24 protein-coding genes are annotated in these 25616 nt (G+C 71.0%); 10 read left to right on the top strand and 14 right to left on the bottom strand.

Annotated features, from left to right (window positions below; translation table 11 throughout):
- Nucleotides 1–104 precede the first annotated feature (104 nt).
- Nucleotides 105–1406 (top strand): serine hydrolase domain-containing protein, encoded by a 1302-nt coding sequence (locus ACFYW8_RS00995; protein WP_389065392.1) that lies wholly within the window; start codon nt 105–107, stop codon nt 1404–1406.
- 26 nt (nt 1407–1432) lie between these two features.
- On the opposite strand, the gene ACFYW8_RS00990 is transcribed toward ACFYW8_RS00995, so the two are convergent.
- Together ACFYW8_RS00990 and ACFYW8_RS00985 are read right to left on the bottom strand one after the other, a co-directional pair.
- Nucleotides 1433–3778, bottom strand: coding sequence for a glycoside hydrolase family 65 protein (locus ACFYW8_RS00990; RefSeq protein WP_389065387.1), 2346 nt, complete (start codon nt 3776–3778; stop codon nt 1433–1435).
- Entirely contained in the window at nt 3775–4515 is a 741-nt protein-coding gene (locus ACFYW8_RS00985; protein ID WP_389065383.1) for a beta-phosphoglucomutase family hydrolase, read from the bottom strand. Before ACFYW8_RS00985 ends, ACFYW8_RS00990 begins: the two co-directional genes overlap by 4 nt.
- A gap of 174 nt (nt 4516–4689) precedes the next feature.
- On the opposite strand from ACFYW8_RS00985, the gene ACFYW8_RS00980 reads away from it, so the two are divergent.
- Entirely contained in the window at nt 4690–5367 is a 678-nt protein-coding gene (locus tag ACFYW8_RS00980; protein ID WP_389065378.1) for a nucleoside/nucleotide kinase family protein, read from the top strand.
- A 101-nt stretch (nt 5368–5468) separates the two neighbouring features.
- Here the strand turns inward: ACFYW8_RS00980 and ACFYW8_RS00975 are convergent, their stop codons facing one another.
- Together ACFYW8_RS00975 and ACFYW8_RS00970 are read right to left on the bottom strand one after the other, a co-directional pair.
- A complete protein-coding gene (locus tag ACFYW8_RS00975; RefSeq protein ID WP_389065374.1) occupies nt 5469–7313 on the bottom strand; it encodes a hypothetical protein in 1845 nt (614 codons plus the stop codon).
- 184 nt (nt 7314–7497) lie between these two features.
- Nucleotides 7498–8259 (bottom strand): peptidoglycan-binding protein, encoded by a 762-nt coding sequence (locus tag ACFYW8_RS00970; protein ID WP_389065370.1) that lies wholly within the window; start codon nt 8257–8259, stop codon nt 7498–7500.
- A gap of 304 nt (nt 8260–8563) precedes the next feature.
- Between ACFYW8_RS00970 and ACFYW8_RS00965 the strand changes: the two genes are divergently transcribed.
- Both ACFYW8_RS00965 and ACFYW8_RS00960 read left to right on the top strand, forming a co-directional pair.
- Nucleotides 8564–9244: a DUF6445 family protein gene (locus ACFYW8_RS00965; RefSeq protein ID WP_389065366.1), complete on the top strand. Its 681-nt coding sequence runs from the start codon at nt 8564–8566 to the stop codon at nt 9242–9244.
- A gap of 208 nt (nt 9245–9452) precedes the next feature.
- Complete coding sequence (locus ACFYW8_RS00960) at nt 9453–9812, top strand: luciferase family protein (protein WP_261706314.1); 360 nt, start codon at nt 9453–9455, stop codon at nt 9810–9812.
- A 214-nt stretch (nt 9813–10026) separates the two neighbouring features.
- Here ACFYW8_RS00960 and ACFYW8_RS00955 read toward each other — a convergent pair whose 3' ends face one another.
- On the bottom strand, nt 10027–10962 hold the full coding sequence (locus ACFYW8_RS00955) for a hypothetical protein (protein WP_389065360.1): 936 nt from the start codon (nt 10960–10962) through the stop codon (nt 10027–10029).
- Nucleotides 10963–11189: 227 nt separating this feature from the next.
- Here ACFYW8_RS00955 and ACFYW8_RS00950 point away from each other — a divergent pair, with 227 nt between their 5' ends.
- Nucleotides 11190–11558, top strand: coding sequence for a hypothetical protein (locus ACFYW8_RS00950; RefSeq protein WP_389065356.1), 369 nt, complete (start codon nt 11190–11192; stop codon nt 11556–11558).
- A gap of 89 nt (nt 11559–11647) precedes the next feature.
- Complete coding sequence (locus ACFYW8_RS00945; RefSeq protein WP_389066562.1) at nt 11648–12031, top strand: Zn-ribbon domain-containing OB-fold protein; 384 nt, start codon at nt 11648–11650, stop codon at nt 12029–12031.
- A 139-nt stretch (nt 12032–12170) separates the two neighbouring features.
- Here the strand turns inward: ACFYW8_RS00945 and ACFYW8_RS00940 are convergent, their stop codons facing one another.
- From ACFYW8_RS00940 to ACFYW8_RS00925, 4 genes are all read right to left on the bottom strand, one after another.
- Nucleotides 12171–12977, bottom strand: a complete 807-nt coding sequence (locus ACFYW8_RS00940) for a pectate lyase (RefSeq protein WP_389065351.1) — start codon at nt 12975–12977, stop codon at nt 12171–12173.
- Nucleotides 12978–13064: 87 nt separating this feature from the next.
- Nucleotides 13065–14042 (bottom strand): polysaccharide lyase family 1 protein, encoded by a 978-nt coding sequence (locus ACFYW8_RS00935; protein ID WP_365872155.1) that lies wholly within the window; start codon nt 14040–14042, stop codon nt 13065–13067.
- Between the two features lie 461 nt (nt 14043–14503).
- Complete coding sequence (locus tag ACFYW8_RS00930; RefSeq protein ID WP_365872153.1) at nt 14504–14890, bottom strand: PPOX class F420-dependent oxidoreductase; 387 nt, start codon at nt 14888–14890, stop codon at nt 14504–14506.
- Between the two features lie 55 nt (nt 14891–14945).
- A complete protein-coding gene (locus ACFYW8_RS00925; RefSeq protein WP_389065343.1) occupies nt 14946–15581 on the bottom strand; it encodes an HAD family acid phosphatase in 636 nt (211 codons plus the stop codon).
- 263 nt (nt 15582–15844) lie between these two features.
- Here ACFYW8_RS00925 and ACFYW8_RS00920 point away from each other — a divergent pair, with 263 nt between their 5' ends.
- Nucleotides 15845–17197 carry an NAD(P)/FAD-dependent oxidoreductase gene (locus tag ACFYW8_RS00920; RefSeq protein ID WP_389065338.1) on the top strand — a complete coding sequence of 451 codons (1353 nt, stop codon included), beginning with the start codon at nt 15845–15847 and terminating at the stop codon, nt 17195–17197.
- A 328-nt stretch (nt 17198–17525) separates the two neighbouring features.
- The gene (locus ACFYW8_RS00915; protein ID WP_365872147.1) at nt 17526–18920 is read left to right on the top strand and encodes a S1 family peptidase; all 1395 of its coding nucleotides are present in this window, start codon (nt 17526–17528) and stop codon (nt 18918–18920) included.
- 140 nt (nt 18921–19060) lie between these two features.
- Here ACFYW8_RS00915 and ACFYW8_RS00910 read toward each other — a convergent pair whose 3' ends face one another.
- The 3 genes from ACFYW8_RS00910 to ACFYW8_RS00900 form a co-directional block, all read right to left on the bottom strand.
- On the bottom strand, nt 19061–19246 hold the full coding sequence (locus ACFYW8_RS00910; RefSeq protein ID WP_365872145.1) for a hypothetical protein: 186 nt from the start codon (nt 19244–19246) through the stop codon (nt 19061–19063).
- A gap of 78 nt (nt 19247–19324) precedes the next feature.
- Nucleotides 19325–20020, bottom strand: a complete 696-nt coding sequence (locus ACFYW8_RS00905; protein WP_389065324.1) for a L,D-transpeptidase family protein — start codon at nt 20018–20020, stop codon at nt 19325–19327.
- Between the two features lie 134 nt (nt 20021–20154).
- Complete coding sequence (locus ACFYW8_RS00900) at nt 20155–21645, bottom strand: PLP-dependent aminotransferase family protein (RefSeq protein ID WP_389065316.1); 1491 nt, start codon at nt 21643–21645, stop codon at nt 20155–20157.
- 60 nt (nt 21646–21705) lie between these two features.
- Here ACFYW8_RS00900 and ACFYW8_RS00895 point away from each other — a divergent pair, with 60 nt between their 5' ends.
- Nucleotides 21706–23106, top strand: coding sequence for a pyridoxal phosphate-dependent decarboxylase family protein (locus ACFYW8_RS00895; protein WP_389065312.1), 1401 nt, complete (start codon nt 21706–21708; stop codon nt 23104–23106).
- Between the two features lie 48 nt (nt 23107–23154).
- Here the strand turns inward: ACFYW8_RS00895 and ACFYW8_RS00890 are convergent, their stop codons facing one another.
- Nucleotides 23155–23976 carry an SDR family NAD(P)-dependent oxidoreductase gene (locus ACFYW8_RS00890; RefSeq protein ID WP_389066557.1) on the bottom strand — a complete coding sequence of 274 codons (822 nt, stop codon included), beginning with the start codon at nt 23974–23976 and terminating at the stop codon, nt 23155–23157.
- Nucleotides 23977–24035: 59 nt separating this feature from the next.
- Between ACFYW8_RS00890 and ACFYW8_RS00885 the strand changes: the two genes are divergently transcribed.
- Nucleotides 24036–24566: a hypothetical protein gene (locus ACFYW8_RS00885; RefSeq protein WP_389065307.1), complete on the top strand. Its 531-nt coding sequence runs from the start codon at nt 24036–24038 to the stop codon at nt 24564–24566.
- A 22-nt stretch (nt 24567–24588) separates the two neighbouring features.
- Here the strand turns inward: ACFYW8_RS00885 and ACFYW8_RS00880 are convergent, their stop codons facing one another.
- Complete coding sequence (locus ACFYW8_RS00880; RefSeq protein WP_389065304.1) at nt 24589–25515, bottom strand: SDR family oxidoreductase; 927 nt, start codon at nt 25513–25515, stop codon at nt 24589–24591.
- Nucleotides 25516–25616: the final 101 nt, after the last annotated feature.

Genomic DNA, 25616 nt, shown 5'->3' with positions numbered 1-25616 from the left:
ACCCGCGCGCGCCTCCAGCGCGTACAGATGGTGCCGACGCCCGCATCCGCGGCGTGGTTCGAGCCGGCACGTCGAACCGGCAGACGGCACTCGGGAGAAATCAGATGGTCTCAGCAACGGTGGGTACGGGCACGGCGCTCGGCGCGGTCGTGGTGTCCCTGCTGGCGGCCCCGGCGCAGGCGGCGACGGACGCGGACACGCACCGAGCGGGCACCGAACGGGTGGCGGCGGCCGCCGCCGCGCCCGACGACGCGGGCCTGCGCGCGATCCTGCGCACGGCGCGCAGCCAGGGAGCACCCGGCGCGATGGCGAGAATCGACGACAACGGCACGGTGCACCGGTTGGTCGAGGGGGTCGACGACCGGGCCACCGGACGGACCATCAGCACTGACGACCGGTTCCGCGTCGGCAGCGTCACCAAGACCTTCTCCGCCGTGGTGCTGCTCCAACTGGTCGACGAGGGCAAGCTGAAGCTCGACAAGTCGGTCAACAGCTACCTGCCGGGCCTGCTCCCCGACGGCAGGATCACCGTGCGGCACGTACTGAGCCATCGCAGTGGTCTCTACGACTACACCAACGACATGTTCGCCCGGACGGTCCCAGGCTTCGAAGCCGTCCGCAACAAGGTGTTCAGCTACCGCGACCTGGTGAAGCTGTCGCTGAAGAAGCCGCGCACCAACGCGCCGGGGGCCGCCTATTCGTACTCGAACACCAACTTCGTCGTGGCCGGCATGCTGATCGAGAAGCTGACCGGGCACGGCGTCGGCACCGAGTACCAGAAGCGCATCTTCACCCCGCTGAGCCTCACGAACACCTTCTACGTCCATCCAGGCACCGCGATCCCGGGCCGCCACGCCAACGGCTATCTCAGGCCCGACACGGCGGGAGCGGCCCTGGTGGACTCCACGAAGCAGACCGCGTCCTGGGCACAGAGCGCGGGCGCCATCATCTCCACCGCGCACGACCTGGACGCCTTCTTCTCCGCCCTGCTGCGCGGCAAGCTCATGTCCACCGCGCAGCTCACCCAGATGACGAAGTGGACGCGGGTCAACAGCAACACGTCCTACGGCCTCGGCCTGCGCCGCCGCGACCTGTCGTGCGGGATCTCCGTGTACGGGCACACCGGCACCGTGCAGGGCTACTACACGTACGCCTTCACCACGAAGGACGGCAAGCGCAGTCTCACCGCGCTGGCCAACACCTCGAACAACACCACCGTGCTCAACACCATGTACCGCACCCTGGAGTCCGCGTTCTGCGGCAAGCCCGCGACCAAGGCCCCCGCACGGGCCGCCGATCCCGGTGCCGCACCGGACTCCGCTTCCGCCTTGTCTCCCGGCTGGGCTCCCGGCTGGGCTCCCGAGGAGCGGCACGAGGACATCGCGCCCGCCGTCACCCGCGACTGACGCACCGACAGCCCCGATGCAGTGCCTCACCCTTGAGTGTTCGGCCGCCGGTGCGGCGGCTGGTCCGGGGCGGGGCGCAGCCTCGGCGCCGGAATGGGCAGGCTGTGCGGCTTGTCGGCGTCGACGGTGAAGGGTTCGCGGTAGTGGCGGATCTCCAGAGGACCGCCGTTCGCGAGCGTGTACGTGGCGACGTCCTGCTCGATCTCCACACGCAGCCGACGGCCGAGGACCTCCAGGGAGAAGGCGAGCCGGCTGAACCGTTCCGGCAGCCGGGGCGCGAACTCCAGGTTCCCTCCGTGGTGCCGCAGCCCGCCGAAGCCCGCGACCAGGGCCATCCAGGTCCCGGCGAGCGAGGCGATGTGCAGGCCGTCGCGGGTGTTGTGCTCCAGGTCCTCCAGATCCATCAGCGCGGCCTCGACCAGGTAGTCGTAGGCGAGGCCCGGATGACCGGTCTCGGCGGCGATCACGGCCTGGCAGCAGGCCGACAGCGAGGAGTCCCGGACGGTCAGGGGCTCGTAGTAGGCGAAGTTGCGGGCCTTGTGCTCGTCGTCGAAGAAGGGGCTGCACTTGTACATGGCGAGCACCAGGTCGGCCTGCTTGACGACCTGTTTGCGGTAGATGTCGAAGTAGGGGAAGTGCAGCATCAGCGGGTACTGGTCGGCGCGGGTGGTGGTGAAGTCCCAGCGCTGATAGCGGGTGAACCCGGCGTTCTGCTCGTGGACGCCGAGTTCGTGGTTGTAAGGGATGTGCATGGCGTCGGCGGCGTCGCGCCAGGCCGCGCTCTCCTCCTCGTCGACGCCGAGTTCTCCCGCCCGCCGGGGATGCCGCTCGACGGCGTCCGCGGCGGCCAGGAGGTTCGCGCGGGCCATCAGGTTGGTGTAGGTGTTGTCGTCGGCGACGGCGCTGTACTCGTCGGGTCCCGTCACCCCGTCGATGTGGAACCTTCCCTGGTGGTCGTGGTGTCCCAGGGAGCGCCACAGCCGTGCCGTCTCGGTCAGCAGTTCGACGCCGGTGTCGCGTTCGAAGCGCGTGTCGCCGGTGGCGGCGGTGTAGCGGATGACGGCGTCGGCGATGTCGGCGTTCACGTGGAACGCGGCGGTGCCGGCCGGCCAGTACGCCGAGCCCTCCGACCCGGCTATGGTCCGCCAGGGGAACGCGGCTCCCCGCAGGCCGAGTTGGGCCGCCCGGTCCCGTGCGGCCGGCAGGGTGTTCTGGCGCCAGCGCAGCGCCTCGGCCACGGCACCGGGCGAGGTGTAGGTGAGCAGCGGCAGGACGAAGGTCTCGGTGTCCCAGAAGGCATGGCCGTCGTATCCGGAGCCGGTCAGGCCCTTGGCGGGGATGGCGCGCTGTTCGGCGCGGGCACCGGCCTGGAGGACGTGGAAGAGCGCGAAGCGGACCGCCTGCTGGATCGCTTCGTCGCCGCCCACCTCGACGTCGGCGCGGACCCAGAAGTCGTCGAGAAAGGCGCGTTGTTCGTCGACGAGCTGCTGCCAGCCGCCGTGCCGGGCGGCGGCGAGCGCCGCGTCGACCTGGTCGCTCAGAGCGGGCAGGGAACGGTTGCCCGACCAGCCGTAGGAGACGATCTTCTCAAGGCGCAGTGTCTGGCCCGGCTCCAGTACGGAGGTCACCGTGAGGCGGGCGACGTCGTCGCTGCTCTCGCTGGTCATGGTGGTCCGGTCGGGCCCGCTGACCGCGTGGTCGGCGGCGGCGGCCACCCGCAGGGCGCTGTGCCGGGTCCGGTGCACGAGCCGCAGCCGGCGCCCTGCCGCGAAGTGCTCCTCCGCCTCCAGCGGCGCGTCCAGGGCGATCGCCGCCCGCGGATCACCCGTGCGGCCGGGCAGTTGCTCGTTGGCGACCAGCTCCGACTGGACGACGACCCGGGTCCGGCTGTCCACGGGCTCCACCTCGTAGGCGACGGCCGCGATCGCCCGCTGGGTGAACGAGACGAGCCGGGTGGAGCGCACCCGGACCGTGGAGCCGGCCGGTGAGGTCCACTCGCAGGTGCGGGTGAGCAGGCCGGTGCGCAGGTCGAGGACGCGCTCGTGGGATCGCAGTCGTCCGTAGCGCAGGTCGAACGGTTCGTCGTCCACGAGCAGCCGGACGATTTTGCCGTTGGTGACGTTGATGACCGTCTGCCCGGACTCCGGATAGCCGTAGCCCGCCTCCGCGTAGGGCAGCGGATGGACTTCGTGGACGCCGCCCAGGTACGAGCCGGGCAGGCCGTGGGGTTCGCCCTCGTCGAGGTTGCCGCGCCAGCCGACATGGCCGTTGGCGAGGGCGAACACGGACTCGCTCTGCGGCAGCAGCCCGAGGTGCAGTTCGCTCTCCCGCAGGGCCCAGGGTTCGACTCCGTACGACGAATGGGTTATCACGCGAGGTCCCCCAGTTCGGCCAGATCGCGTACGACGATGTCGGCGCCGTGGGCGCGCAGGGCGGCGCCCTGGCCGACGCGGTCCACCCCGACGACGTACCCGAAGTGGCCCGAGCGGCCCGCGTCCATGCCGGCGAGCGCGTCCTCGAAGACGGCCGCCTCGGAAGGCTCGACCCCTAGGTCCTCGGCCGCGGCCAGGAAGGTGTCGGGGCGCGGCTTGCCCGGCAGCCGCCGTTCCCGGGCGACGACACCGTCGATGCGTACGTCGAAGAGGGACTCCGCTCCCACCGAGCGCAGGACGTCCCGGCAGTTGGCGCTGGAGGAGACGACGGCGGTCCGCAGGCCGTGCGCCCGGACGGCCTCGATGTAGCGCAGGGTGCTCTCGTAGGCCTCGACTCCGTCCGTGCGGATCATTTCGAGGAGCAGCGCGTTCTTGCGGTTGCCCAGGCCGTGGACGGTCGCGCGGTCCGGTGGGTCGTCGGGTGTTCCTTCGGGGAGTTCGATGCCGCGCGAGGCGAGGAAGGTGCGGACGCCGTCGGCGCGGGGCAGTCCGTCGACGTACGCGGCGTAGTCGTCGGCGTCGTCGAAGGGGCGGAATCCGTCGCCGTCGCGTCCGCGCAGGAAGTCGTCGAACGTCCGCTTCCAGGCGGCCGCGTGGACCACGGCGGTCTTGGTGATGACCCCGTCGAGGTCGAAGAGGCAGGCCAGGATCTGTTTCGGCAGGCCGAGCTCAGTCATAGGAGCAGTCTTCCCCCCGGAACCGTCTCCAGCGGGTGGCGCGCGCCACAACACCGGGCGACGGGTTCAGCCGCGCGGCGCTCGCCGCCTGGGGCACGGGACTTCCCCTGTGCCCCGCGTCGTCGATACTGGGGGCATGGAAATCGCTGCCCTCGTGCCCCGGTCCGGGCTCGTATGACCGATGCGGGTCCGGTCTTCGACGACCTGGTGGAGCGGGCCGCCGCGCTCGTACGTCCCGGCCGGCGCGCCCTCCTCGGTATCGCCGGCAGCCCCGGGGCGGGCAAGACGACGCTCGCCGAGCGACTGGTCCGGCGGCTCGACGAGGACGGGGCATTTCGCGTCGCACACGTGCCGATGGACGGGTTCCACCTCGCGGATGCCGAGCTGGACCGGCTGGGGCGCCGTGACCGGAAGGGGGCTCCGGACACGTTCGACGCGGCGGGGTACGCGGCGCTGCTGCGCAGACTGCGCGAGGACGAGGAGGAGCTCGTCTACGCGCCCGGCTTCGAGCGGGTCCTCGAACAGCCCCTGGCGGGAGCGCTTCCGGTGCCCCGGGCCGCCCGTCTGATCGTGACCGAGGGGAACTATCTGCTGCTGCGCGAGGACGCCTGGGCGCGGGCCCGCGCGCAGCTCGACGAGGTGTGGTTCTGCGAGCTCGACGAGGACGACCGCGTCCGGCGGCTGGTCGCCCGCCACGAGAAGTTCGGGAAGGATCACGACTCGGCGGTGGCGTGGGTGCTCGGAACGGATCAGCGCAACGCCGAACTGGTCGCCGCGACCCGCGACCGCGCCGACCTGGTCGTCGGGACGGCGGTCGTCGGGACGGGGGCCTCCGGAGAACCGGTGACCTGACAAGAGGTCGCCGGAACCGGTCGCCGGAGAAGGGGTCGCCAAGGCGGCGGGCACCCGGCAGTCAGGCAGTCAGGCAGTCAGGCAGTCAGGCAGTCAGGCAGTCAGGCAGTCAGGCAGCGACGCCGGATCTCCAGTTCGGGTTCCCCGTGGGCATCGCCCGCGGGATCGCCGATCCGCGCGGTGAACGCCTCGGTGCGGACGGTCAGTTCGGCCGACGTTCCGGCGAATGTGGGGGCATGGGGGCCTCCGGGCCCGTACCGGACGGCGAAGACGTGCAGGCCGTCCGGGGCGCCGGGCGCGGGATCCGCTTCGAGGGCCGTGGAGGAGACGAGGTGGCGCCAGCCCTCGTCCGGGTCGCCGTAGACGCGCGGGTCGGCGGCGAGCGCGAAGGCCGCCTGTTCCTGGGTGGTCTCCGACCGGGCGTCGAAGTGGGCGCCCCCCTCGGCCCGGGGGTGCGTCAGGCGCAGGGCGCCGGCGGACGTCACGTCCGCCTCGGCGGTTCTGCGCACCCGCTCGCCGTCGTCCGCGGCGTACGGCAGCCCGGCGAGCAGATAGGGGCTGCCCGGGAGGCGTTCCACGGCGACCGTCAGCCACAGGCGGGTGCCGTCGGTGACGTACAGCGACCGGACGTGGCGCAGGACTTGGTCGCGGCCGACGACCGGCTTGGTGACCAGCTTGCCGGTCAGCGGGCCGGTGCGCAGGTCCCGCACGCGGACCTCGCCCAGCGGGCGGCAGTACAGGAATCCGTCCAGCACCGGACCGAAGCCGTGCTGCCGGTTCACCACGGCGGGCAGGAAGTACGTGCCGGCGGCCTCGACGAGGGAGGGTGTCATCCGGTCGTCGAAGGCCACCGAGACGGAGCCCGACCGGAGTTGGTGCCGTACCGGGTCCGTCGGGGGGAGGCGGTGCCAGCGTGTGCCGTCCTGGATCTGCCAGACCAGCATGAACGCGAAGTGGCCGTCGACGCCGCCTTCGTGGTGGACCGCGTGCCGGCCCCAGCGGGTGTCGCCGCGGTAGCGGCCGAGGTCGGCGCCGACGCGCCGGCCGAAGTAGCGCAGTCCGAGGACGGCCTCGAAGCCGCAGTGCTGCTCGCTGTACCGGGGGCCACCCACGTCGAACCCGCCGGTGGTCAGGCGCGCGTCGAGGTAACGGGCGAGCGCCTCGCCGTCCTCGGCGAAGGCGTCCTCGCCGCTGATCCGGTGGGCCTGGGCGAGAAAGGACAGGGAGATGGGTCCGTAGTTGTTGTCGTACGCGCCGCCGTGCTCGGGTGGCAGCAGGGCGCCCCGGTCGCGCACGCGACGGGCGCGGATCCGGTCCAGATACAGCCGCATGGCACACGCGCGGACCGACGCGGCGTCCGGAGAAGGGAGTTGCCGCGCGAGCATCAGGCCGCCGACGACACAGCCGATCGCCTGGTTGCCGGCTTCCTGCGGGTTGAAGAAGGTCACCTGCGTCAGCCATCGCCAGTAGCCGTAGGCCAACTCGACCAGTTCGCGGTGCTGTCCGGTGGCGAGGATGCCGTCCCCGCTGTCCAGGAGGTTCACGGCCTGGAGGAGTGCCCACACCGTGCTGGGCCAGTCGCCGAGCGGGTGCGCGCCCGGGTCCGGCACGTAACGGGCATACGGTTCACCGGAGTTGCGGCGGCGCAGGTTCGGGTAGCCGGGGTTGTCCTCGGTGTGGACCCGCTCGCTCAGGTGGAAGGCGAGGCTGCGGCGGACGGCTTCGGGCAGGCGGGGGTCCTTCGTGCGCTGCCAGGCGAGGGCCAGCAGGGAGGTGATCCCGAGCGAGGTGTCGCCGATATCGTTTCCGGCCGCGGGGTGTTCGAGGCTGCCCTCGGGGGTGAGCCGGGCGAGTGCCTCCTCGGTGACGGCGCGGAGGACGGCGTCGTAGGCGGCCGGATCGTCGGGGAGGTCGTGCAACGGGCGCCGCTGGTAAGGAAGATGCACCGCAGATCGGTCCCTCGTTCCGAAGGTCGCCACGTCCTCTGCCAGGTTCGCGCGGAGGCCGGGGCGCCGGATGAGCGCGAGGGGGAGCGAACGTGTCGGCGCGCCGAACATCACGGTGTCCGAAGGCGATGTGGGGGCCGGGGCGGAGGGAGCGACCGTCACCGCGCCGCCCGCCCCGGCCGTCTCAGGGGGCCGCCGTCCTGGATTCCAGGTCGGCCCGGGTGTCGTTGCCGTAGACGCCGGACTCGTCGCCCCGCACTCCGTACCAGAGCTGGAAGCGGGCGACGGCCGCGGCGAGCGTGGCGTCGTAGGTGCCGCTGGTGCTGCCGTGGTCGTACACGTTCGGGATGCGGAGCAGCCGTTGCTGAAGATCTGCCACCTCGGGACCGCTGTCGCCCTCCCGGAGGGTGCCGGCGCCGTCCGGATCGGTGGCCCCTGCCGGGGCCCGGACGGCCGGAGCCGTCGACGGGTTCACTCCCGCTCCCGCCGGGGACGCGTCGTCCCGGCTCGCGCCCGGCACCAGGAGGGCGAAGGCGAAGCCGATCAGGGCCGCCGCGACGACCGCGACCGTGATCGCGGCGCGGCGCAGGCCCGCGTCGCGCCCGAGGCCGTGAACGCCCGCGGGTCTCCCTCCGGACGGGCGTCCGCTTTCGGCGGCGGGTCCGTCGGCTCCGTCCGTCCGCGGCACTCCGGCCATGTAGTCCTCCCCGTCGGGGACCGGGGGCAGTTCCTCGGTCTCGCCCTCCTCGGGGTCGGCCAGAAGCCGCACGACGGACGTGGGCGCGGCGATCGACTCGTAGTCCTCGTCCGCGTCCGTCATCCCCTCCTTCTCGCGCACCTGCCGCAGCAGCTCCGCCAGGGACTCGGAGCGCCGACGGCGCTCGATGTGAGTGGGTTCGATCACTGAGCGCCCGGTGGACTTCCCGCGTTCGGGCCGTGTCGACACACTGCTCTCCTTCCGTGCACGCGGTCTCCCGCCGTCCCTGTGCAGAGATACGGGGGCGCGGGCCCGGACGTTCAGCGCGCCACCCCACCCCGATGACCGGCGCCGGGCTCGGCCGGCCACCGCCAGGACTCGGGCTCACGGGACGAACTCGGCCGATCTCAGGTCATGTTGACGGCCGGAGATCGCGCACGGGTCCTGGCGGACGCGGCAGGCCCTCGCCATGGGCGGTCCATGAAGCCGAGTTGGCGGAAGGTTGACCAAATCCCTGGAGATCACTGACGGAGCCGTCTATAGGGTCGGCCGCATGCCCCCACAACCTCCGAGAACACCGGCGTTGCCGGTCCTCCCCTATCGGAAACCCACCCGCGACCGGGACTACTGGGTCTTCGACGACGTACTGCCCGACGCGGACGCCGTACGGGCCCGGTGCCTCGGCAAGGACGACTGGGTCAAGGGTCATCCGTACACCTCGGAGAGCTGGCCGGGTCTGCGGACCATGCCGGGACTGGAACCGGACGAATTGACGCGCGTAGAGCGACTGGTGAAGAAGGCCACCGGCGCGCGGGAACTGTGGCAGCAGTCGACTCCGTCGGGCGCCACGCTCAACCACAACTGCGTCCAGGTCGTCGGCAAGGACGAGGGGGAACCCCGCCCCCACACGGACTCCCGCGCCCTGTGCCGTTACGCCGCGGTGCTCTATCTGAACCCGAACGTCCCCAAGAACTGCGGAACGAGCTTCTTCCGGCAGAGTCTGCCGGGCGGCCGGCTGGGCGGCAACGTCGTCGTCGCACCGCACAACAACCTGGTCGAGGCCCTCGGTACGCGCTTCGTCCCGCCGGACTCCTTCGTCGAGGACATCCGCGTCCCGCACCGCCACAACCGGCTGCTCCTCTACAACGCCAACCTGATGCACAGCGCCACCGACTACTGCGGGACCACCATGGAGGACAAACGGATGACCGCCGTCTTCTTCTGGATGGCGTGATCCGGACCGGCCGCCAGGCCGGCTCCCGGCATCAGGAGCGGCCCCGGACCACGGAGTCCGGGGCCGCTCTCCTTTGCCCCGGGCCGGGAACAGCCAGATGAAGAGCGCCTTCAAATCCGAGGCGAAAACCGGACATTCCCAGACTACGGAGGGATTACATCTCCCCCAAGTCCTGGTGGCCAGGAGATGTGCTCGTCATGATGGGCGCATGACCTTGGCCTCCAGAGCCATGACGCGACTGGCCAACTGGCCCGACCTCGCGGAGTCCCTGCCGAGCTGCGGCACGGGCCGCGCACTGTGCGCGGCGCAATGCGAGATCGTCCACTTCCATTCGGACCACGATGTCGACCTGCACCTCACGGACCGGGCGATCCGGCGCTTCGAGGACCACCTCAAGACCTCCACGGCCATCCGCATGGTGCCCGGCTCCCGCTGGGTGACCATTCATCTCGAAGTCGACTCGGACATCGACCTCCTGCTGACCCTGGTGAGCGTCGCTCTTCAGGCGCATCTGAACGGGCACATGGCGGGCGACGACATCTTCTCGGCGAACTGCAACGACCGCTGACCGTCCGGGACGAGAGGCGTCACCGGCCTGTCGAGAGCCGTCAACCGCCCTGTCGAGAACCGTCGCGGCCGAACGCTCCCTCGTGCTGGGCCCCGAGGCGGGCGCTTCCACCATGGAAACCCGGGCGGGAACAGCGAAGAGCCCCGGCACTCACGCGGAACGCGATTACCGGGGCTCTCCACCAGGTCATCGGGGGGGGCGATGACCCGGTACGTCAGGAGCGAGCGCCCGCCGCGCGCCGACGGCGGGTGGCGACGGTGATGGCGGCACCGGCCGCGAGGACGGTCACAGCCGCACCCGCGATCGGCAGGGTGCTGCCGCCACCGGTCTCGGCGAGACCGCCGGACGGGGTCGACCCGCCGCCGTTCGGCGAGGGGGCGGCCGGCGTGGCCGACTCGGGGGCGGACGGGGCAGCGGACGTCTCGGGAGCCGAGGGCGTCGCCGGGGTCGACGGAGTCGCGGGCGAGGACGAGGCGGGGGTACCCGGCGTCTGCGCGGGCGGCGTCGAGGCCGGCGGGGTCCCGGGAGTGGTCGGCTGCGCGGTGCAGTCCTTCTTGCCGCCGTTCCACGCCATGATGAGCTTGTCCTTGATGACCGCGTGGTCCGGCCCCGCCGGCAGGTCACCGTGCTCGAAGCCGTCCTGGGCGTCGTGCTTGCCGTCGAACCTGACGGCTCCGCGGTACAGGTCGATCTGCGCGAAGCAGCCGGCGTCGGGCACCGAGATGTCGAGGGAGTCCGTGGCCCCCGGCTTCACCGAGACGGTGTCGAAGTCGTGGAAGACCTGGACTCCGGAGGTGTTGAAGGTGTCGCCGTGCGTGCGGTACGCGGCCAGTGAGGCGGTGCAGTTGCCGGCCCCGTCCGCGGCGCGGACCTTGATGTGGACCTTGCCGTCGTCGGTCGGCTTCAGGTTCTCGTCGTCGACCCGGACGGAGTCGTAGAAGTTCTTGCCGTCCAGGGAGAACTGACAGCGGTCGGTCGCGGTGGCCGTACCCGCTCCCTGCCCGGGGGCGAAACCGCTGCCGGTCTTGTCCCAGCCGTCACCGCCGGGCCGGTCGCTCGCCGAAGCGGTCGTGGTGACCGCGCAGAGAGCGAAGGCCGCCGCGCCCGTCCCCAGCAGGCAGCGAAGGGTGACACGTCTCGCTTTGGACATGCGGATCCCATCCTGATGATGCGAGACCCGGTCGACGGCGGCGGGGCAGCACTCGGCAGCCTGGGGCCGTCCCGGGGATGAGTGGTCGAAGAACGCTGGACCCCTTGGTCATGTGGGCCACAGCTCGACCACATATTCGATCATCGCCCACGGAGTGTCAACTCCACTCCATGCACGAGCACTTCACGAGTGAACACGAATCAGCCACATAGGGAATCGCGTACTCCGTGGCGGTCGGCCGAGCGGCCGCCACGGCGGACGCCGCGAACTCGCTTCGGTACGCACACAACAACGCCCTGCGCTCCTGGCTGCGTTCGGACGGAACGGGGGAAGCGGAAGCGGCGGTGGACCGAGCGCTCGGGTACGTACAGACCACGTTCGGCTCCTCGCCCGTCGAACCGGCACACAAGGAGGCCGAGGAGGCCGAGGACATGGTGATCGTCGCCTCGCGGCGCGGGGCACCGATGTGGCGCGTGATCCAGGAGATCGAGTCGACCCTCGGGCAGGGCCGAGCGGGAGCCGAGCCTCCCGCACCCCGTTCCATTTTTTCGGTACGCAGTACCTTTACGTGTGGCACTGAGTGCCATAGCCTGTGATCGTGCACGGCGTTCCGCGCACATCGGATTCCGGCTGAGTGCAGGGAGATGGCATCGTGTACCACCCAGGAATCGCTCTTCACCCGGGCATCGACCCCGTGACGGACGTACTCGACCCCGGTTCCGCGGAGCACGCCGGGGACGTACTGCTCTTCCAGCGGTGCCACTGGTGTGCCACCGCCATGTTCAGCCGCCTTCTCTGCCCGGTGTGCGCGGGCAGCGACCTGCGGACGGAGGCGAGCGCCGGCTCGGGCGTCGTGCGCCACTCCACGGTGATCCACCGCAACACCCCGGCGGCCCGCAACGTCTCGCTCATCGAGATGGCGGAGGGCTTCACGGTCCGGGGCCGGGTCATGGGCTCGCCCGCCACCATCCACAGCGGCGACCGGGTCCAGCTCTCCACCGCCCAGGACCCGGTACGCCGACAGCCGGTGTTCCAGCTCGTCGACGGCCCTTACGGCGGCTGGCACTGAGTACCGGCGGACGGTCCGCACCGCGAGCCGCTGTCCGCCCACCCCCGCCGGACGGCCCCCGGGCCGGGATCGGACAGCCGTGCGCGGCTGAACGAACCGGCGTGCGGGACCGGTCCGTTCAGCCGCCGGGCGACGACCGTCAGCCGTAGGTGATGTCGGACGTCGCGTACTTGCAGTAGGTGCTGTCGGGGCCGCTGCCGTTCGTCGTCGGCTCCGCCCCGGTGTTGTTCCCGATGTACTTCTGGCAGGGGACGATCTTCTTGCTGCCGTCCCCGACGATCTTGATGGACCTGAGGGTCGCGCTGTCACCGTAGTTGGTGTTGATGCCGACGAGCTTGCTTCCCTTGTAGGTCGCCTCGATGGCGTTGAGATTGATCGTCCGCTTGTACTGCGTCTTGCAGTTGCCGCACGAGCGGACGAACGTGCCGAAGGTCTGTACCGCGAAGTTCGACACGTTCAGCGTTCCGGCACCGTTGAACTGGAACACCTTGTCGCTGGCCGCCTTCGCGCCACCGCCGCTGACGGTGTAGACGTTGGACGAGGAGGAGCCGAGGAACGTCGCCGCGTCCTCGCCGACGTCCTCCCACCAGACGTTCTGCAGCGTGCAACTGCCCAGGCAGTGAATGCCGTCGGCGGCGGGCGCGCCGATGATGACGTTCTTCAGGACGGTTCCCGCGGCCAGTTCCAGGATCGGCCCCTGATCCTCGTCCTGGCTGTCCGAGCCCAGGTCGCCCGTGCCGTAGAGCCGCTTCATCCCGTAGTCCTTGGTACCGGAGACCGAGATGGTGGAGGAGACGGCCTGGCTGCCGCTCGCGGTGGGCCAGGTGGCGGCGCTCGCCGGTGTCAGGGCGCCGTCGGCCATCACCATGGCGGCCGAGAGACCGAGCGCGGCGAGGGTGCCGGTGAGGGCGCGCCGCCGGGCGCGCGGTCGTGCTGATGACGTCATGTCCCGATGCCTTCTTCCAGGTGGGGGTGGTCGGGTGAGGGTGGTTCGGCAGAGGTGGCCGGGGCGGGACGCTCGACGCGGGGGCCGTCAGAGCTTTCCGGTGCCCGCGCCGGACGTCACCGAGGCGACGACGGTCGAGGCCGGCTCGGCGGTGTAGCTGTAGGGCGGCTTCGTGAAGGTGCCGACCTGCGAGATCTCGGTCGCGGCTCCGCCGAGATCGTTGCCGGTGAGGTTGGCGTAGCCGTCCACGTCGCTGTCTCGGTTCGTGGTGACGGCGACCGCCGTGCTCCGGAAGACGTTGTTCTCGACGAGCATCTGGGCGCCCATGCGGGAGTGGACGGCGGTGTCGGCGCCGACGACGTAGTTGTCGTAGAAGTGCCCGGTGCCGAAACGCAGGCTGGGGATGCGGGAGTTGACGTTGTTGAACCAGTTGTGGTGATACGTCACCCGCAAGTGCCCGGTGTCCTCACTGGCGTTGCTGTCGCTGTGGCCGACCAGTGAGCCCTTGTAGTGGTCCTTGAAGGTGTTCCAGGAGACGGTGACGTAGTCGGACGCGTGGGTGATGTCGACCAGTCCGTCGTAGTAGTCCTTGTCGTGGTCACGGTCGGACGAGAAGGCGTTGTGGTCGATCCACACCTTCGTCGAGGCCTGGACGGTGATGCCGTCGGCGGGCGCGACCGGCTTGCTGATGTTGAGGTTGCGGACGACGACGTTGGTGACCTTCTTCAGACGCAGTCCGCCGCCGGTGAACCCGGACGCCGAACCGACGCCCAGGACGGTGGTGTTGGAGCCGACGTCGACCTGGCCGCTGAGCGAGATCAGCCCGCTGACCTTCACGACCTTGGCCGTGTCGCCGGTGACGGCGGTCTTGAAGGCGGCCAGCGTCGTGACGGTGACGGCGGTCGCGCTGCCGCCGCCGGTGGTCCCGGCGGCGTAGCCGACCGGCGCGGTCTCGGCGGCTCCGGCCGACTGCGGCAGGACGAGTGCCGTGGTGACCGCCAGAGTGGCGGCCCCGGCCGTCAGCAGGGCGAGGCGGGAGCGCTTCAGTGGGGGGCGAGTACGCATGCGGGTGTGTCCCTTCGGAGTTGACCATGAATCAAGTTCGCGAATGACGTTCCTGTATCTGAACCACACATGGCGTGCGATGTGACACCTACGGACCGAAACGCGGGCTGGAGACTGCGACTTGCCCAGGTGGTGCGGCTCGGAGATCTGATGTCTCGTATACGAGATGTCACACACGGGTCACGCTGCTGAACGGGAACGTAAACGGTAAGCGCTTTCTAGTCAACGCTTCCCACAGAACACATCCGGCCGACTCACGAACCAGCCCGATACCCGCACCCCGATGAACCGGGCCTGCCTGCCCTGCGCGCGGCGCGGCCGGCTCTGCGGCCCGCCCCGGAAAGCCGAAAGCGGCCGTACGGGGGTCCGGATTTTCCGGGACCTCCGTACGACCGCGGACTCACGGCGTCACGACGCCACTGAGAGACGTCAAGGAGAGACGGTGCGGTGGTGACAAGGCATCAGGAGGAGAGGGTGATACGGATGCCGACCGTACCGCTCTCTCCACGGCGCAGGCGGCTGCCGAACAGGGTGAGACGGCCCATCACCCCGTATTTCCGGGCGATGAGCTTCCGGTACCGCGCGGTCTGGGCCGCGTCGACGATCTCGGCCGTGGCGGGGACCGGCTCCCCTGTCGGCCTGCCGCGCACGTCGCACGGGCCGACCAGTACGTCGGCCCGGTTGCGGATGCGCTTCACCTTCCAGCTGTCCGCGACGGTCCAGGCGCCGAGCGCCGTACCGTCCGGCACCACCCAGACCGGCGTGGCCACCCCCGTACCGTTCTTGCGATAGCTGGTGATCAGCAGGTACTTGCCCGATCCCAGCGCGTCCAGCGCAGCCTCGTCCATGGCCGCAGTGTAGGCGGACCCGTCCGCGGACCCCACGGCGCCCGAGCCGTCCGGGTCAGGACAGCTGACCGTCGTAGTCAGGCAGCTTGAACGTCCGCTCGGCGTGGCCGCCGACCAGGTCGGTGGTGTTGTTGCCGACGTTGGCGATGATCGTGTAGCCGCGGGACTCGATCTCTTCACGCTTGCCGGTCTTGTAGGCTCCGACCTCGCCGAAGAGGTCCGCCAGGTCACGCACGTAGAGTCCGTCGACCGGGTAGCCGGCGTTCGTCAGGTTCCACTTCGTCTCACTGGCGATGATGCCCGGACGTGCGGTCACGAAGAAGACGGCTGCACCGCGGGAGTGCGCGTAGCGGGCGAGTGCCAGCGACGCCTTGACCGCCGGAGTGGGCAGCTCGTACCAGGCGTGGAAGTCGGTCTCCAGCGCGGTGTTGTCGATGTCGAAGACGACCGCGAGCTTCTGGCCGCCCGCGTTCGCGGTGCGCTGCTCCACGTACGGCACCGCCTGGTCGATGACGGCCTGGACGTCACTCTGCCAGGTGGCGTAGTCGACGCCTGCCGTCGCGGACGTGCTCGCCACCGCCTGGGCCGGAGCCGCGGCCGCGGACCCGGCCGCGGTGACCGTCCCCGCCATTCCCAGCGCCACGACCGCCGACACCACGCCCATCCGGCGCCCCACACCAAGTCCTGTCATGCCTGTCCCCTGTTCGGATCTGTCGGTCGGTTCCGCGTCTGTCGGTCGAGTCCGCACACGCGACACGACGGTGCCCGCTCATGGGACCGCCGCCGCGGCAGACATGATCCCGGCGGCGCGTGCACGGAGGGGGAAGACCTAGTTACTGATCGGTAGAGATCGTGCTTCACGCGGCGCGTGCTGCCCGCGGTGCGGTGGCAGACGCCCGTGACCCGTGTGAGCCTGGGGCTCGCGGCTGGCACCAGTGGAAAGAGGCTGCTCGGATGCAAGGACCGAACATCGTCATCGTCGGCGCGGGTTTCGCCGGAGTCGAGGCCGCCCGGAGCCTCGAACGGACGCTCACCCCCGGCGAGGGCCGGATCACCCTGATCAGCCCCACCGACTACCAGTTGTATCTCCCGCTGCTGCCGCACGTCGCCGCCGGTGTCGTCACCCCCCAGTCCGTGGCGCCCTCGCTGCGCCGGATCCTGCGCCGCACCGCGCTGGTCCCCGGCGGGGTGATCGGTGTCGATCCCGGGGCCAAGGTCTGCGTCGTCCGCAAGATCACCGGAGACCTCGTCGACCTGCGCTACGACTATCTGCTCCTCACTCCCGGGAGCGTGACCCGCACCTTCGACATCCCCGGCCTGGCGGACGAGGCGCGCGGTATGAAGACGCTCGCCCAGGCCGTGTATCTGCGCGACCATGTGATCGCCCAACTCGACCTGGCGGCGGCCACGTCGGACGACGACGAGCAGGCGGCCCGGCTTCAGTTCGTGGTGGTCGGCGGCGGCTACGCCGGCACCGAGACGGCGGCCTGTCTGCAACGCCTGACCACCGCGGCGGCCAAGCGCTACCACCCCCGTATCGACCCCGGTCTCATCAAGTGGCATCTGATCGACCTGGCCCCGAAACTGCTGCCCGAACTGGGCGACAAGCTGGGCGCGAGCGCGCTGCGGATGCTGAGCGACCGCGGCGTGCGGATCTCGCTGGGTACGTCCGTCGCGTCCGTGACCAAGGACGAGGTCACCCTCACCGACGGGCGGGTGCTGCCCTCGCGGACGCTGGTGTGGACCGCGGGCGTCGCGGCGAGCCCGCTGGTCGACTCGCTCGGCGCGGAGACCGTGCGCGGACGGATCGTCACCGAGCCCGACTTCAGGGTGCCTGGGCTCGACGGGGTGTTCGCGCTCGGTGACGCGGCGGCGGTGCCCGACCTGGCCAAGGACGACGGCTCCGCCTGTCCGCCGACCGCCCAGCACGCTGCCCGGCAGGGCCGGCACGCCGCCAAGGTCCTGGTGGCGAAGCTGCGGGGCGAGCCCACCTTCCCCTACCGGCACCGGGACCTCGGCCTGGTCGTCGACCTCGGCGGCCACGACGCCGTGTCCAAACCGCTCGGCATCGCCCTCAAGGGCGCGCCCGCCCAGGTCGTGGCCCGCGGATACCACCTGTACGCGTTGCGCACGGGGGCCGCCCGGTTCCGTACGAGTGCCAACTGGCTGCTCAACGCGGTCGCGGGCGACGACTTCGTCCGCACCGGCTTCCTCGCGGGCCGAAAGGGAACCCTGCGGGACTTCGAGCGTACGGATGTGTATCTGACCCGGGACGAGGTGACCGCCCGGACGCGCACCGACGCGTAGGACGTGCCCGATCGGTCATGGTGGCGGATGCCGACGGTGCCCGGCCACGACGTCGGCTTGACGGCCGGGCCGCCGGCACCCCGCGTCGGCGTCCGCCAGGGTACGGCGGCTTCGGCGACGCGGTGACGTCGAAGCCGTGGTCGCGGAGCGTGTTCAGCACACACCCGCGCTCATCATGGTGGCCGGTTCACGACACGAACCGGCCACCTGTGCGAGACCTCCGGGAGGCGGTGAACACGCGGGCCCGGACGCACGTATGAGTGGAGGGCCCTCGACCGGGGCCCGCGGCGGCGGTGACGCCGCTCCGTACGGCTTCGGGAGCCCACGCATGAGGCACGCACGACGACGGATCGTCCGACGGGGGGCGCGCCTCGCGGCCGTCGGCGGACTGCTCTGCGGAGGGTTCATGGTGACGCGCGCCATGGCGAGCGAACCGTCCGACGCGTCGCGCACCACGGCGAGTTCGGCTCAGGCCGCTGCGAATACGGGTGCGGGGCTCGTGTCCCGGCTGGGCACCTCGCGGACCGCCGGCAACTGGATAGCCGCCGACGGGCGTCCCGTCGTCGCGGTCACCGACGCGGACGCGGCGGACGCTGTGAAGCGGGCGGGTGCTCGACCGAAGGTCGTGACGCACAGCATGCAGGACCTCAAGTCCGCCGCGCAGACGCTCAGTTCGGCGCCCCGGGTGCCGGGCACGGCCTGGGCGGTGGACTACACGAAGAACGAGGTGGTGGTGCAGGCCGACAGCACGGTCTCCGCCACCGACTGGTCGAGCATGACGAAACTGGCCCACGGAATCGGCGACTCGGTGCGGATGCAGCGGACCCAGGGCACGTTCACCACGCGGGTGAACGGCGCACAGGCGATCTTCTCGACCGGCGGCCGCTGCTCGTCGGGGTTCAACGTGACCAACGGGCAGAGCGAGTTCATCCTCACGGCGGGGCACTGCGGCCCCGCCGGATCGGTCTGGTTCTCCGACAACACGGGCCGGCAGCAGGTGGGGCGCACGGTCACCACGGCGTTCCCCGGCAGTGACTTCTCCCTCATCCAGTACGACGCCGGGCAGGAGACGTCGCCCGGCACCAACGTCGTAGCCATCGGTGGCGGCAACGGTGTACGGATCACCGGCGCCGCCGATCCGACCGTGGGCCAGCGGGTCTTCCGCAGCGGCAGCACCAGCGGGCTGCACGACGGCCAGGTGACCGCACTCAACGCGACGGTCAACTACCCCGAGGGCACGGTCACCGGGCTGGTCGAGACCACGGTGTGCGCCGAACCGGGGGACAGCGGCGGCCCGTTGTTCTCGGAGGGCATCGCCCTGGGGGTGACCTCGGGCGGCAACGGGGACTGCAAGAGCGGCGGTACGACGTTCTTCCAGCCCGTCACCAAGGCACTGACGGCACTGGGAGTGACGCTCGCGGGCCAGCCTCCGCAGAGCTCCGCCGGGGGTGCGGCCCAGCCGTCCCTGGCGCCCTCCACGTCGGCTTCGGCCATGGCGTCGCAGGGAGGAGCGCCGGGTGCGGCGGCACCGGGTGCGGTGGAGGCGGTGGGCGGTACGGATGCGGCCCAGACGTTCGTCTCCGAGCTCACCGACCCGCAGAACGTCGGCCCCGGCCTGCTCGTCATCGGGGGAAGCGTCATCGCGCTGGTGGCGACCCGCTTCATCCGTACCGAGCAGGACCGCAAGGCCTACCGACGGCAGTATTCGCAGAGTTGGGGCTGAGCGGTTCGCGGGTGCCGGCCGAGCGGCTCGGAGTCGGGTCCGGGTGACCGGAGTTGAAGCCGAGCCGCGGGAGCCGGGTGCCCCGAGGTCCGAGGCGGTGGCTCCCCTGGGTTCCGGGGAGCCCGGCCGGACGCGGAAGGTCAGGCGGCCCGAGTCGACGACGGGGCGGCTTCCGCCCACTCGAGGACGAGGGCCTGGTACTCGCGCCGCTCTTCCATGCTCAGCGTCCCACCCGCCCGGAACCACAGGGCCCGGATCTCCTCGTTGACTTCGGCAGCGGATCGCTGAGTGTCGTTGTCAAGAGTGGTGCACATGGCGTGAAGCATACGGTCCTTGACGTGAAGATGGTGTGAGTAAAGGCTCATCGGGCGACATAACGGACCGTGAACCTCGTCACTCGGGACTCACGTACCGGGCTTGCGGCCGTACACGGCGACGTCGTCGCCGTTCTTGAGCAGCGACCAGTACTTCTTGGCCGTGGTCGGGGTCATGTTGACGCAGCCGTGCGAACCGGGCGGGTTCCACATGCTGAGGCCCACCGAGTGGAAGGCCTGACCGCCGTCGAAGAACTGGCTGTAGGGCATGGACACGTTGTAGATGTTCGAGACGTGGTCGATGTCCCGCCAGTAGATCTTCTTGAGGCCGGTGCGGGTCTCGTACCCGTTCCTGCCCGTGCGGACCGGGACCGGTCCGTAGACCAGCCGGCTGCCGTCCTGGATCCAGCTGAGCTGCAGCGTGAGGTTGACGCAGGCGATACGGCCCTTGTTCACCGGGCACTTGCCGTCCCGGTTGGGGTTGCTCCCCACGGCCTTCTGCTTGTTCATGAGATCCATCACGCCCCAGGTGACGGGTCCCGCGTAGCCGATGTTCGGGGTGATGCCGTGCTTGGTCTGGAAGGCCTGGATCGCCTTGCAGTCCGCGGCGGACTGCCGTCCGTCGACGGGCCGCCCGAGGAACTTCTCCACCTGCTTCTGGTTCGGGCCGGTGGCCGTGGTACAGCTCGCGGCCTGCGCGGGCGTCGAGCCCAGTGCGAGGGTGAGTGGTGCGACCAGTCCGGTGAGCCCGAGCGCGACGGCTCCTCGTCTGCTTCTGTCCCCCATGGCGTGCCTTCCTGCCGTGTCCGTCATGTGTCTGTCTGCCTACTAGACCGTCGTTGAGGATATTCCGTTGTACGGTCGGCGAGCCCGGGACGAAACAGTGACATTCCTCGCGGGGCGCTGGGCCTCCGGGCCCCTCACGCCGAGTCCGTCGGCCGGTGGAGCAGGCCCACCGCGCGCGTGAGCACCTCCGGTGTCGCCGTGAACGGCAGCCGCAGATGATGTGTCAGCGTCGTGCCGTCCGGCGCGAACAAGGGGCCCGGTGACACGGCCAGGCCCCGCCGGGCGGCACGGGCCGCGAGTTCCGTGGCGGTCGTGGTGTCGCCGAGGTGCACCCAGAGGGAGAGACCGCCGTCCGGCACGGTGTACCTCCATCCCGTCCCGGCGAGGAGTCCGGCGAGGTGGTCGCGCTGTGCTCGCAGCCGGGTCAGGCGATCGGCGAGGACAGCGTCGAGACCCCCGCGCTCGCCCGCGCGTCCGCCGTCGCCTCCGCCGCGCCCGTCATCCGCGCGCCCGCCTTCGTCCTCGACGTCGCTGTCACCCTCGCCGTCGCCGTCGCCGTCGCCCAACAGCTCGATGGCGATCAGCTGTTCCAGCGGGGGCGGCGACAACTGGGCCTGGAGCGGGTTGCGCACGAGTGCGCGTACCAGGCCCGCTCCCGCCCGGATCCAACCCACCCGCAGCCCGCTCCACACCACCTTGCTCGCCGATCCGATCTGGATCACCCGCGTTCCGCCGAGATGAGGCTCCGGTCGCGGCGGCGTCCGCAGGTCGAGGTCGCGCATGGTCTCGTCGACGACGACGGTCAGCTGATGCCGGTCGGCGAGGGCGGCGACCTCGGTCCGGGTCCGCGCGTTCATGTGCGCGCCCGTCGGGTTGTGGAAGTCCGGGACGAGATAGGCGAGTCGGGCCCTCCTGCCGCCCACGTGGTCCCTCAGCCGCTCGATGTCCCACCCGTCCCGACCGGTCACCGGCACCGAGAGCAGGCGGGCCCGGCGCCGTCGCAGGATGGCCAGCGCTCCGGGATAGGTGGGACTCTCGACCACGACCGGAGCCCTGCGGTCCGTGTGCAGCTGATCGGTGAGGAGGGTCAGCGCGGCCTGGGCGCCCGAGGTGACCAGGATCTGCTCGGGGCGGGTGGCCAGGCCGGACCGGGTGTAGCGCTCGGCGAGCAGCTCGCGCAGCCGGGGCAGGCCCGCTGTCGCGACCCCCGAGTCCAGCAGCAGGGCCGAGCTGCGCCCGACAGCCCGCTCCAGCGCCGCACGGTAGGCCTCGTGCGGAGCCGCCGTGACGGCGAGGGTCAGATCGAGGTCCGCGTCCCGCGCGCCGCCCCGGTCCAGGGACCACGGCGTGGTGCGCTCGGTGAGCCGCGCGGGCAGGCGTACGACGCTGCCGCTGCCGTGCCGGGTGTGCAGCCAGCCGTCGTCGCGCAACTCGGTGAGGGCCGTGACGACGGTGCCGCGGCTCAGCCCAAGGGACCGGGCCAGTTCACGCTCGGACGGCAGCCGGGTGCCGGTCGGCAGGCGTCCGTCGAACACCGCCGCCCGGACCGCCCCGGCCAGGGACCGTGCGAGCGGTTCCCCTTCCGTGCGCCAGCCGCCGAGCGCTTCCGTGAATCCTCCGTGCACTGGTCCACTTTATGCGAAATGGACCAGTGTTCCGGCTGCTCTCCCGCCTACGCTGCCCACATGCACCGCACACTCGCCGAAGACCTCGAACACCTTCCCGAACTGCTCCAGGCCGCCCGTGACTTCGCCCTCCGGGAGGTGAGCGGCCTCGACGGCCGTCCCGTCGCCCACCTCGGCGAGACGCCGGGAACCACGTCCCTGCCGGCCGGGGGAGCCGGCGCCGAGGGAGCCCTGGACCTGTTCGCCGGGCGCTGGGCACCGGGCTTCTCCGGCTCCGCGGGCCCGCGCTACCTCGGCTTCGTCACCGGTGGCGCGACGCCCGCCTCGCTCACCGGGGACTGGCTCACCGCCGCGTACGACCAGAACGTGTCGGGAAGCGGCGGTTCCTTCGCGAGCGCGCTGGAGCACGAGACGCTGGGCTGGCTGCGTGAGCTGTTCGGGCTGAGCGAGGCGCACCGCGGGGCGTTCGTGAGCGGGGCCACGGTCTCCAACACGGTCGGGCTCGCCATCGCCCGGGAATGGCTCGGTGAGCGGCGGGGGGTGTCGGTCGCGCACGAGGGAACCGGTGCGCTCGGTCGGGTGGACGTGCTGTCGGGCAGTCCGCACTCCAGTGTCGCCAAGGCCCTGTCCGTGCTGGGCCTCGGCCGGGACAGTCTGCGCCCGGTGCCGGTACTGCCCGGCAATCGTGAGGCCGTGGACGTGGAACGGCTCGACGAGGCCCTGGAGGCGCTCGGCGGACGCCCGGCCGTCGTCGTGGCGAACGCCGGAACGGTGAACACCGTCGACTTCGACGATCTGCGGGCCATCGCCGCGCTCAAGGAACGCCATGACTTCTGGCTGCACGTCGATGCCGCGTTCGGCGGCTTCGCCGCGCTGTCACCCGCGTACGCCTCCCTGGTGGCGGGCCTGGACGCGGCCGACTCCGTCTGTGTCGACCTGCACAAGTGGCTCAACGTCCCCTACGACGCGGCCGTCCAGTTCACCCGCCGCCAGGATCTCCAGGTCAAGGTCTTCCACAACGCCTCGCCCTATCTCGGACTCCCCACCGGCGACCCCGACTTCCTGCACCTGACCCCGGAGAACTCGCGTCGGCTGCGGGCGCTCCCGGCCTGGTTCTCGCTGGCGGCGTACGGCCGCGAGGGGCATCGCGAGATCGTCGAGCGCAATGTCGCGCTCGCCAGGCGACTGGGCGAGCGGATCGCCGGTGTCCCCGGTCTGCGGCTCCTCGCGCCCGTCCGGCTGAACGTCGTCTGCTTCACCCTCGCCGACGACCCGAGCGAACAGCGGGTCCACGCCCTGGCCGCCGCCGTCGCCGCCTCGGGCGAGGCCTTCGTGACACCGACGTTCTACGACGGGACGCACGGGCTGCGCGCCGCGTTCAGCAACTGGCGTACGAGCGAGGCGGACACGGACCGGGTGTTCGACGCCGTCGAGCGGCACTCGGCGGAACCGCGCGGCTAGGAGGTCCGGTCGATCACGGTGGAGCGGACCTGCGGCGCCGGGTCCTGGTCAGGGGCTGTCGTTCCCGTTGCCGGTGTCGCCACCGTGCAGTCTGACCGCCTGCCGGAACGCGGTGTTCACGCCTGTCAGGCCGCCGTCGACGCACAGGGTCGTGCCGGTGATCCAGGACGCGTCGCGGGAGGCGAGGAAGGCGACGGCGGCCGCGATGTCCTCCGGTTCGCCGACCCGGCCCAGCGGATACAGGCCGGCCGCGATGGCGAGATCGTCCTCGCGGCCCTCCCAGGCCGTGGTGCGGACGGTCCCCGGCGCCACCAGGTTGACGCGGACGCCCCGGTCGGCGGCATGGCCCGCCAGGGTGCGGGTGAGCGACATCAGTCCGGCCTTGGCCGCGCTGTAGGCGTGGTTGCCGAAGTCCTGGATGCCGTTGACGGAGCCGATGCTGACGATGGACCCGCGGCCGGAGGCGACCAGGTGCGGGAGCGCGGCGCGGGCGCAGCGGTAGGCGCCGGTCAGGGTGATGTCCAGGTCACCGGCCCACACCTCGTCGCTCTCGTCCTCGAAGAGCCTGGCGTCGGGGTTGCACCGGAAGGCGTTGTTGACCAGGACGTCGAGCGAGCCGAAGGTGTCCACCGCGTACGCCACCGCGGCCTCGACCTGTGCCCGCTCCCCCACGTCGCAGGTGAACGCCTCGGCCCGCGCGCCGAGTTCGCGCAGGGTGGCGGCGGTCTTCTCGGCCTCCGCCAGGTCGACGTCGGTGACGAGGACCTGGGCGCCTTCCTCGGCGAGGCGGCGGGCGGTCGCCGCGCCGATACCCCGCGCCGCGCCCGTGATCAGAACCCCGTATCCCTCGAAACGCCTCATCGCAGTGATCGCAGTCATGGCAGGGAAGGTACTGCCGTGATCGTCGCGGCGACAGATACCGTGCGGCCATGTCCGCCTTCATGCAGCAACTCCCGGCGCTGATCGGCGTGGTCATCGGTGCCCTCGGTTCGTATCTGGCGATCGTGCGGGGCGACCGGGCCCGCTTCGGCCGCGAGCAGGCGGCCCGCTGGGAAGAGCGGCGACTCGCGGTGTACTCCGACTATGCAAGGTGCCTGAAGAAGACGATCACGCTGACGTACCGCGTCGCCGCCCATCTCGGCGACGACCCCCACCCGCATCCGCTGCCGCCGGAGGAGGCGGCTCCGCTGCTGGCGGCGGCGCTCGACGCACGGGATCCGGCCTGGGAGGCGCTGCTCATGCTGGGCACGCCGGAGGTGGTGGAGAAGGCCCGGGAGTGGGCCCTCATGGCGATGCGGATGGAGAACTTCCCGAACGAACGGGTGCGCGGCCAGAACGCCTGGCGGGACCTGCTCCAAGAGCAGCGCGCCACGCGGGAGGCGTACTACACGGCGGTCCGCGACGACCTGGCTCTGCCTCCGGGTCACTCGGCACGCTGGCAGCCGTACGTACCCGCCTGATCCGGTCTCCGGGCCGATCCGCTCAGCGGTACCCCGTCGCGTCCGCCGGTCTCCCCTTGTCCTGCACTTCGACCATGTACCGCCAGCAGTCCGGACGGCTGCCGTCGAGGTCGGTGAAGCCGTACACCTGGGCGAGCTGTCCGCTGGAGAGGGATGTGCCGTTCCAGCGCGCGACTTCGGGGTCGGCGGCCAGTGCGGCGACCGCGCGGCCCACGTAGGAGGGCGTCTCCGAGATCCCGAAGTGCGGGACGCGTTCCTCGGCTTCGCGCCAGTTCTCCTCGGTCACGCCGAAGGCTTCGAGCATCATCTCCGAGCGCAGCCAGCCGGGGGTGAGGGCCACGGCGGTGGCGCCGCGCGGGCCCAGTTCGTGTCCGAGGGCGAACGCCATGCGCAGCACGGCCGACTTGGCGATGTCGTAGAAGAACGAGACCCGGTAGGTGTCCCGGTTGTACTGCGCCGTGCCGTCGGTCATCTCGACGACCAGGCCGCCGGGACGGCGCAGCAGCAGGGGCAACGCGTGGTGGCTGGTGATCGCGTGGGTCTCCACGGCGAGCCGGAGCATCCTGAGTCCGTTGTCGAGGTCGTGCTCCCAGACGGGGGCGTCCCACTCGAAGAGCTTCTCGGCGCCCCAGATGTCGTTGACCAGGACGTCCAGGCGGCCCTGTTCGTCCGCGATCCGCGCGACGAGCGCGGCCACCTCGGACGGCACGAGGTGGTCCGTGGGGACCGCGACACCCCGCCCGCCCGCCGCGCCGACCAGGTCGGCGGTGTCCTCGATGGTCTCCGGACGGTCGTACTCCGAGCGGCGTTCCCGCGTGCTGCGCCCGGTCACGTAGACGGTGGCGCCGGCCGCGCCCAGTTCCACGGCGATTCCCCGGCCCGCCCCCCGGGTCGCGCCCGCCACCAGTGCGACCTTGCCCCGCAGCGTGCCTTCCAGCGGCCCCGACATGTCCGACCTCCTCGCGCGTGGCGTCCACGGGCTCCTGTCACCCATGTGCTGCTACGAGCGTCTCCCGGAAGCCGGACATCTTCTGTCAGGTATCCATGGCG

Source organism: Streptomyces sp. NPDC002742 (assembly GCF_042888885.1).
Classification (GTDB): domain Bacteria; phylum Actinomycetota; class Actinomycetes; order Streptomycetales; family Streptomycetaceae; genus Streptomyces.
The sequence above is the reverse complement of the archived record's forward strand: the minus strand, read 5'-3'. Positions and strand labels throughout refer to the sequence as shown.

Excerpts from the sequence above, each read along its gene's own strand:
- ACFYW8_RS00905 (WP_389065324.1), bottom strand. The coding sequence starts at position 20,020 with ATGGGGGACAGAAGCAGACGAGGAGCCGTCGCGCTCGGGCTCACCGGA.
- ACFYW8_RS00895 (WP_389065312.1), top strand. The coding sequence starts at position 21,706 with ATGCACCGCACACTCGCCGAAGACCTCGAACACCTTCCCGAACTGCTC.
- ACFYW8_RS00920 (WP_389065338.1), top strand. The coding sequence starts at position 15,845 with ATGCAAGGACCGAACATCGTCATCGTCGGCGCGGGTTTCGCCGGAGTC.
- ACFYW8_RS00940 (WP_389065351.1), bottom strand. The coding sequence starts at position 12,977 with ATGACGTCATCAGCACGACCGCGCGCCCGGCGGCGCGCCCTCACCGGC.
- ACFYW8_RS00995 (WP_389065392.1), top strand. The coding sequence starts at position 105 with ATGGTCTCAGCAACGGTGGGTACGGGCACGGCGCTCGGCGCGGTCGTG.
- ACFYW8_RS00985 (WP_389065383.1), bottom strand. The coding sequence starts at position 4,515 with ATGACTGAGCTCGGCCTGCCGAAACAGATCCTGGCCTGCCTCTTCGAC.
- ACFYW8_RS00930 (WP_365872153.1), bottom strand. The coding sequence starts at position 14,890 with ATGGACGAGGCTGCGCTGGACGCGCTGGGATCGGGCAAGTACCTGCTG.
- ACFYW8_RS00880 (WP_389065304.1), bottom strand. The coding sequence starts at position 25,515 with ATGTCGGGGCCGCTGGAAGGCACGCTGCGGGGCAAGGTCGCACTGGTG.
- ACFYW8_RS00955 (WP_389065360.1), bottom strand. The coding sequence starts at position 10,962 with ATGTCCAAAGCGAGACGTGTCACCCTTCGCTGCCTGCTGGGGACGGGC.
- ACFYW8_RS00960 (WP_261706314.1), top strand. The coding sequence starts at position 9,453 with ATGACCTTGGCCTCCAGAGCCATGACGCGACTGGCCAACTGGCCCGAC.
- ACFYW8_RS00885 (WP_389065307.1), top strand. The coding sequence starts at position 24,036 with ATGTCCGCCTTCATGCAGCAACTCCCGGCGCTGATCGGCGTGGTCATC.
- ACFYW8_RS00915 (WP_365872147.1), top strand. The coding sequence starts at position 17,526 with ATGAGGCACGCACGACGACGGATCGTCCGACGGGGGGCGCGCCTCGCG.
- ACFYW8_RS00910 (WP_365872145.1), bottom strand. The coding sequence starts at position 19,246 with ATGCTTCACGCCATGTGCACCACTCTTGACAACGACACTCAGCGATCC.
- ACFYW8_RS00965 (WP_389065366.1), top strand. The coding sequence starts at position 8,564 with ATGCCCCCACAACCTCCGAGAACACCGGCGTTGCCGGTCCTCCCCTAT.
- ACFYW8_RS00925 (WP_389065343.1), bottom strand. The coding sequence starts at position 15,581 with ATGACAGGACTTGGTGTGGGGCGCCGGATGGGCGTGGTGTCGGCGGTC.
- ACFYW8_RS00980 (WP_389065378.1), top strand. The coding sequence starts at position 4,690 with ATGACCGATGCGGGTCCGGTCTTCGACGACCTGGTGGAGCGGGCCGCC.
- ACFYW8_RS00935 (WP_365872155.1), bottom strand. The coding sequence starts at position 14,042 with ATGCGTACTCGCCCCCCACTGAAGCGCTCCCGCCTCGCCCTGCTGACG.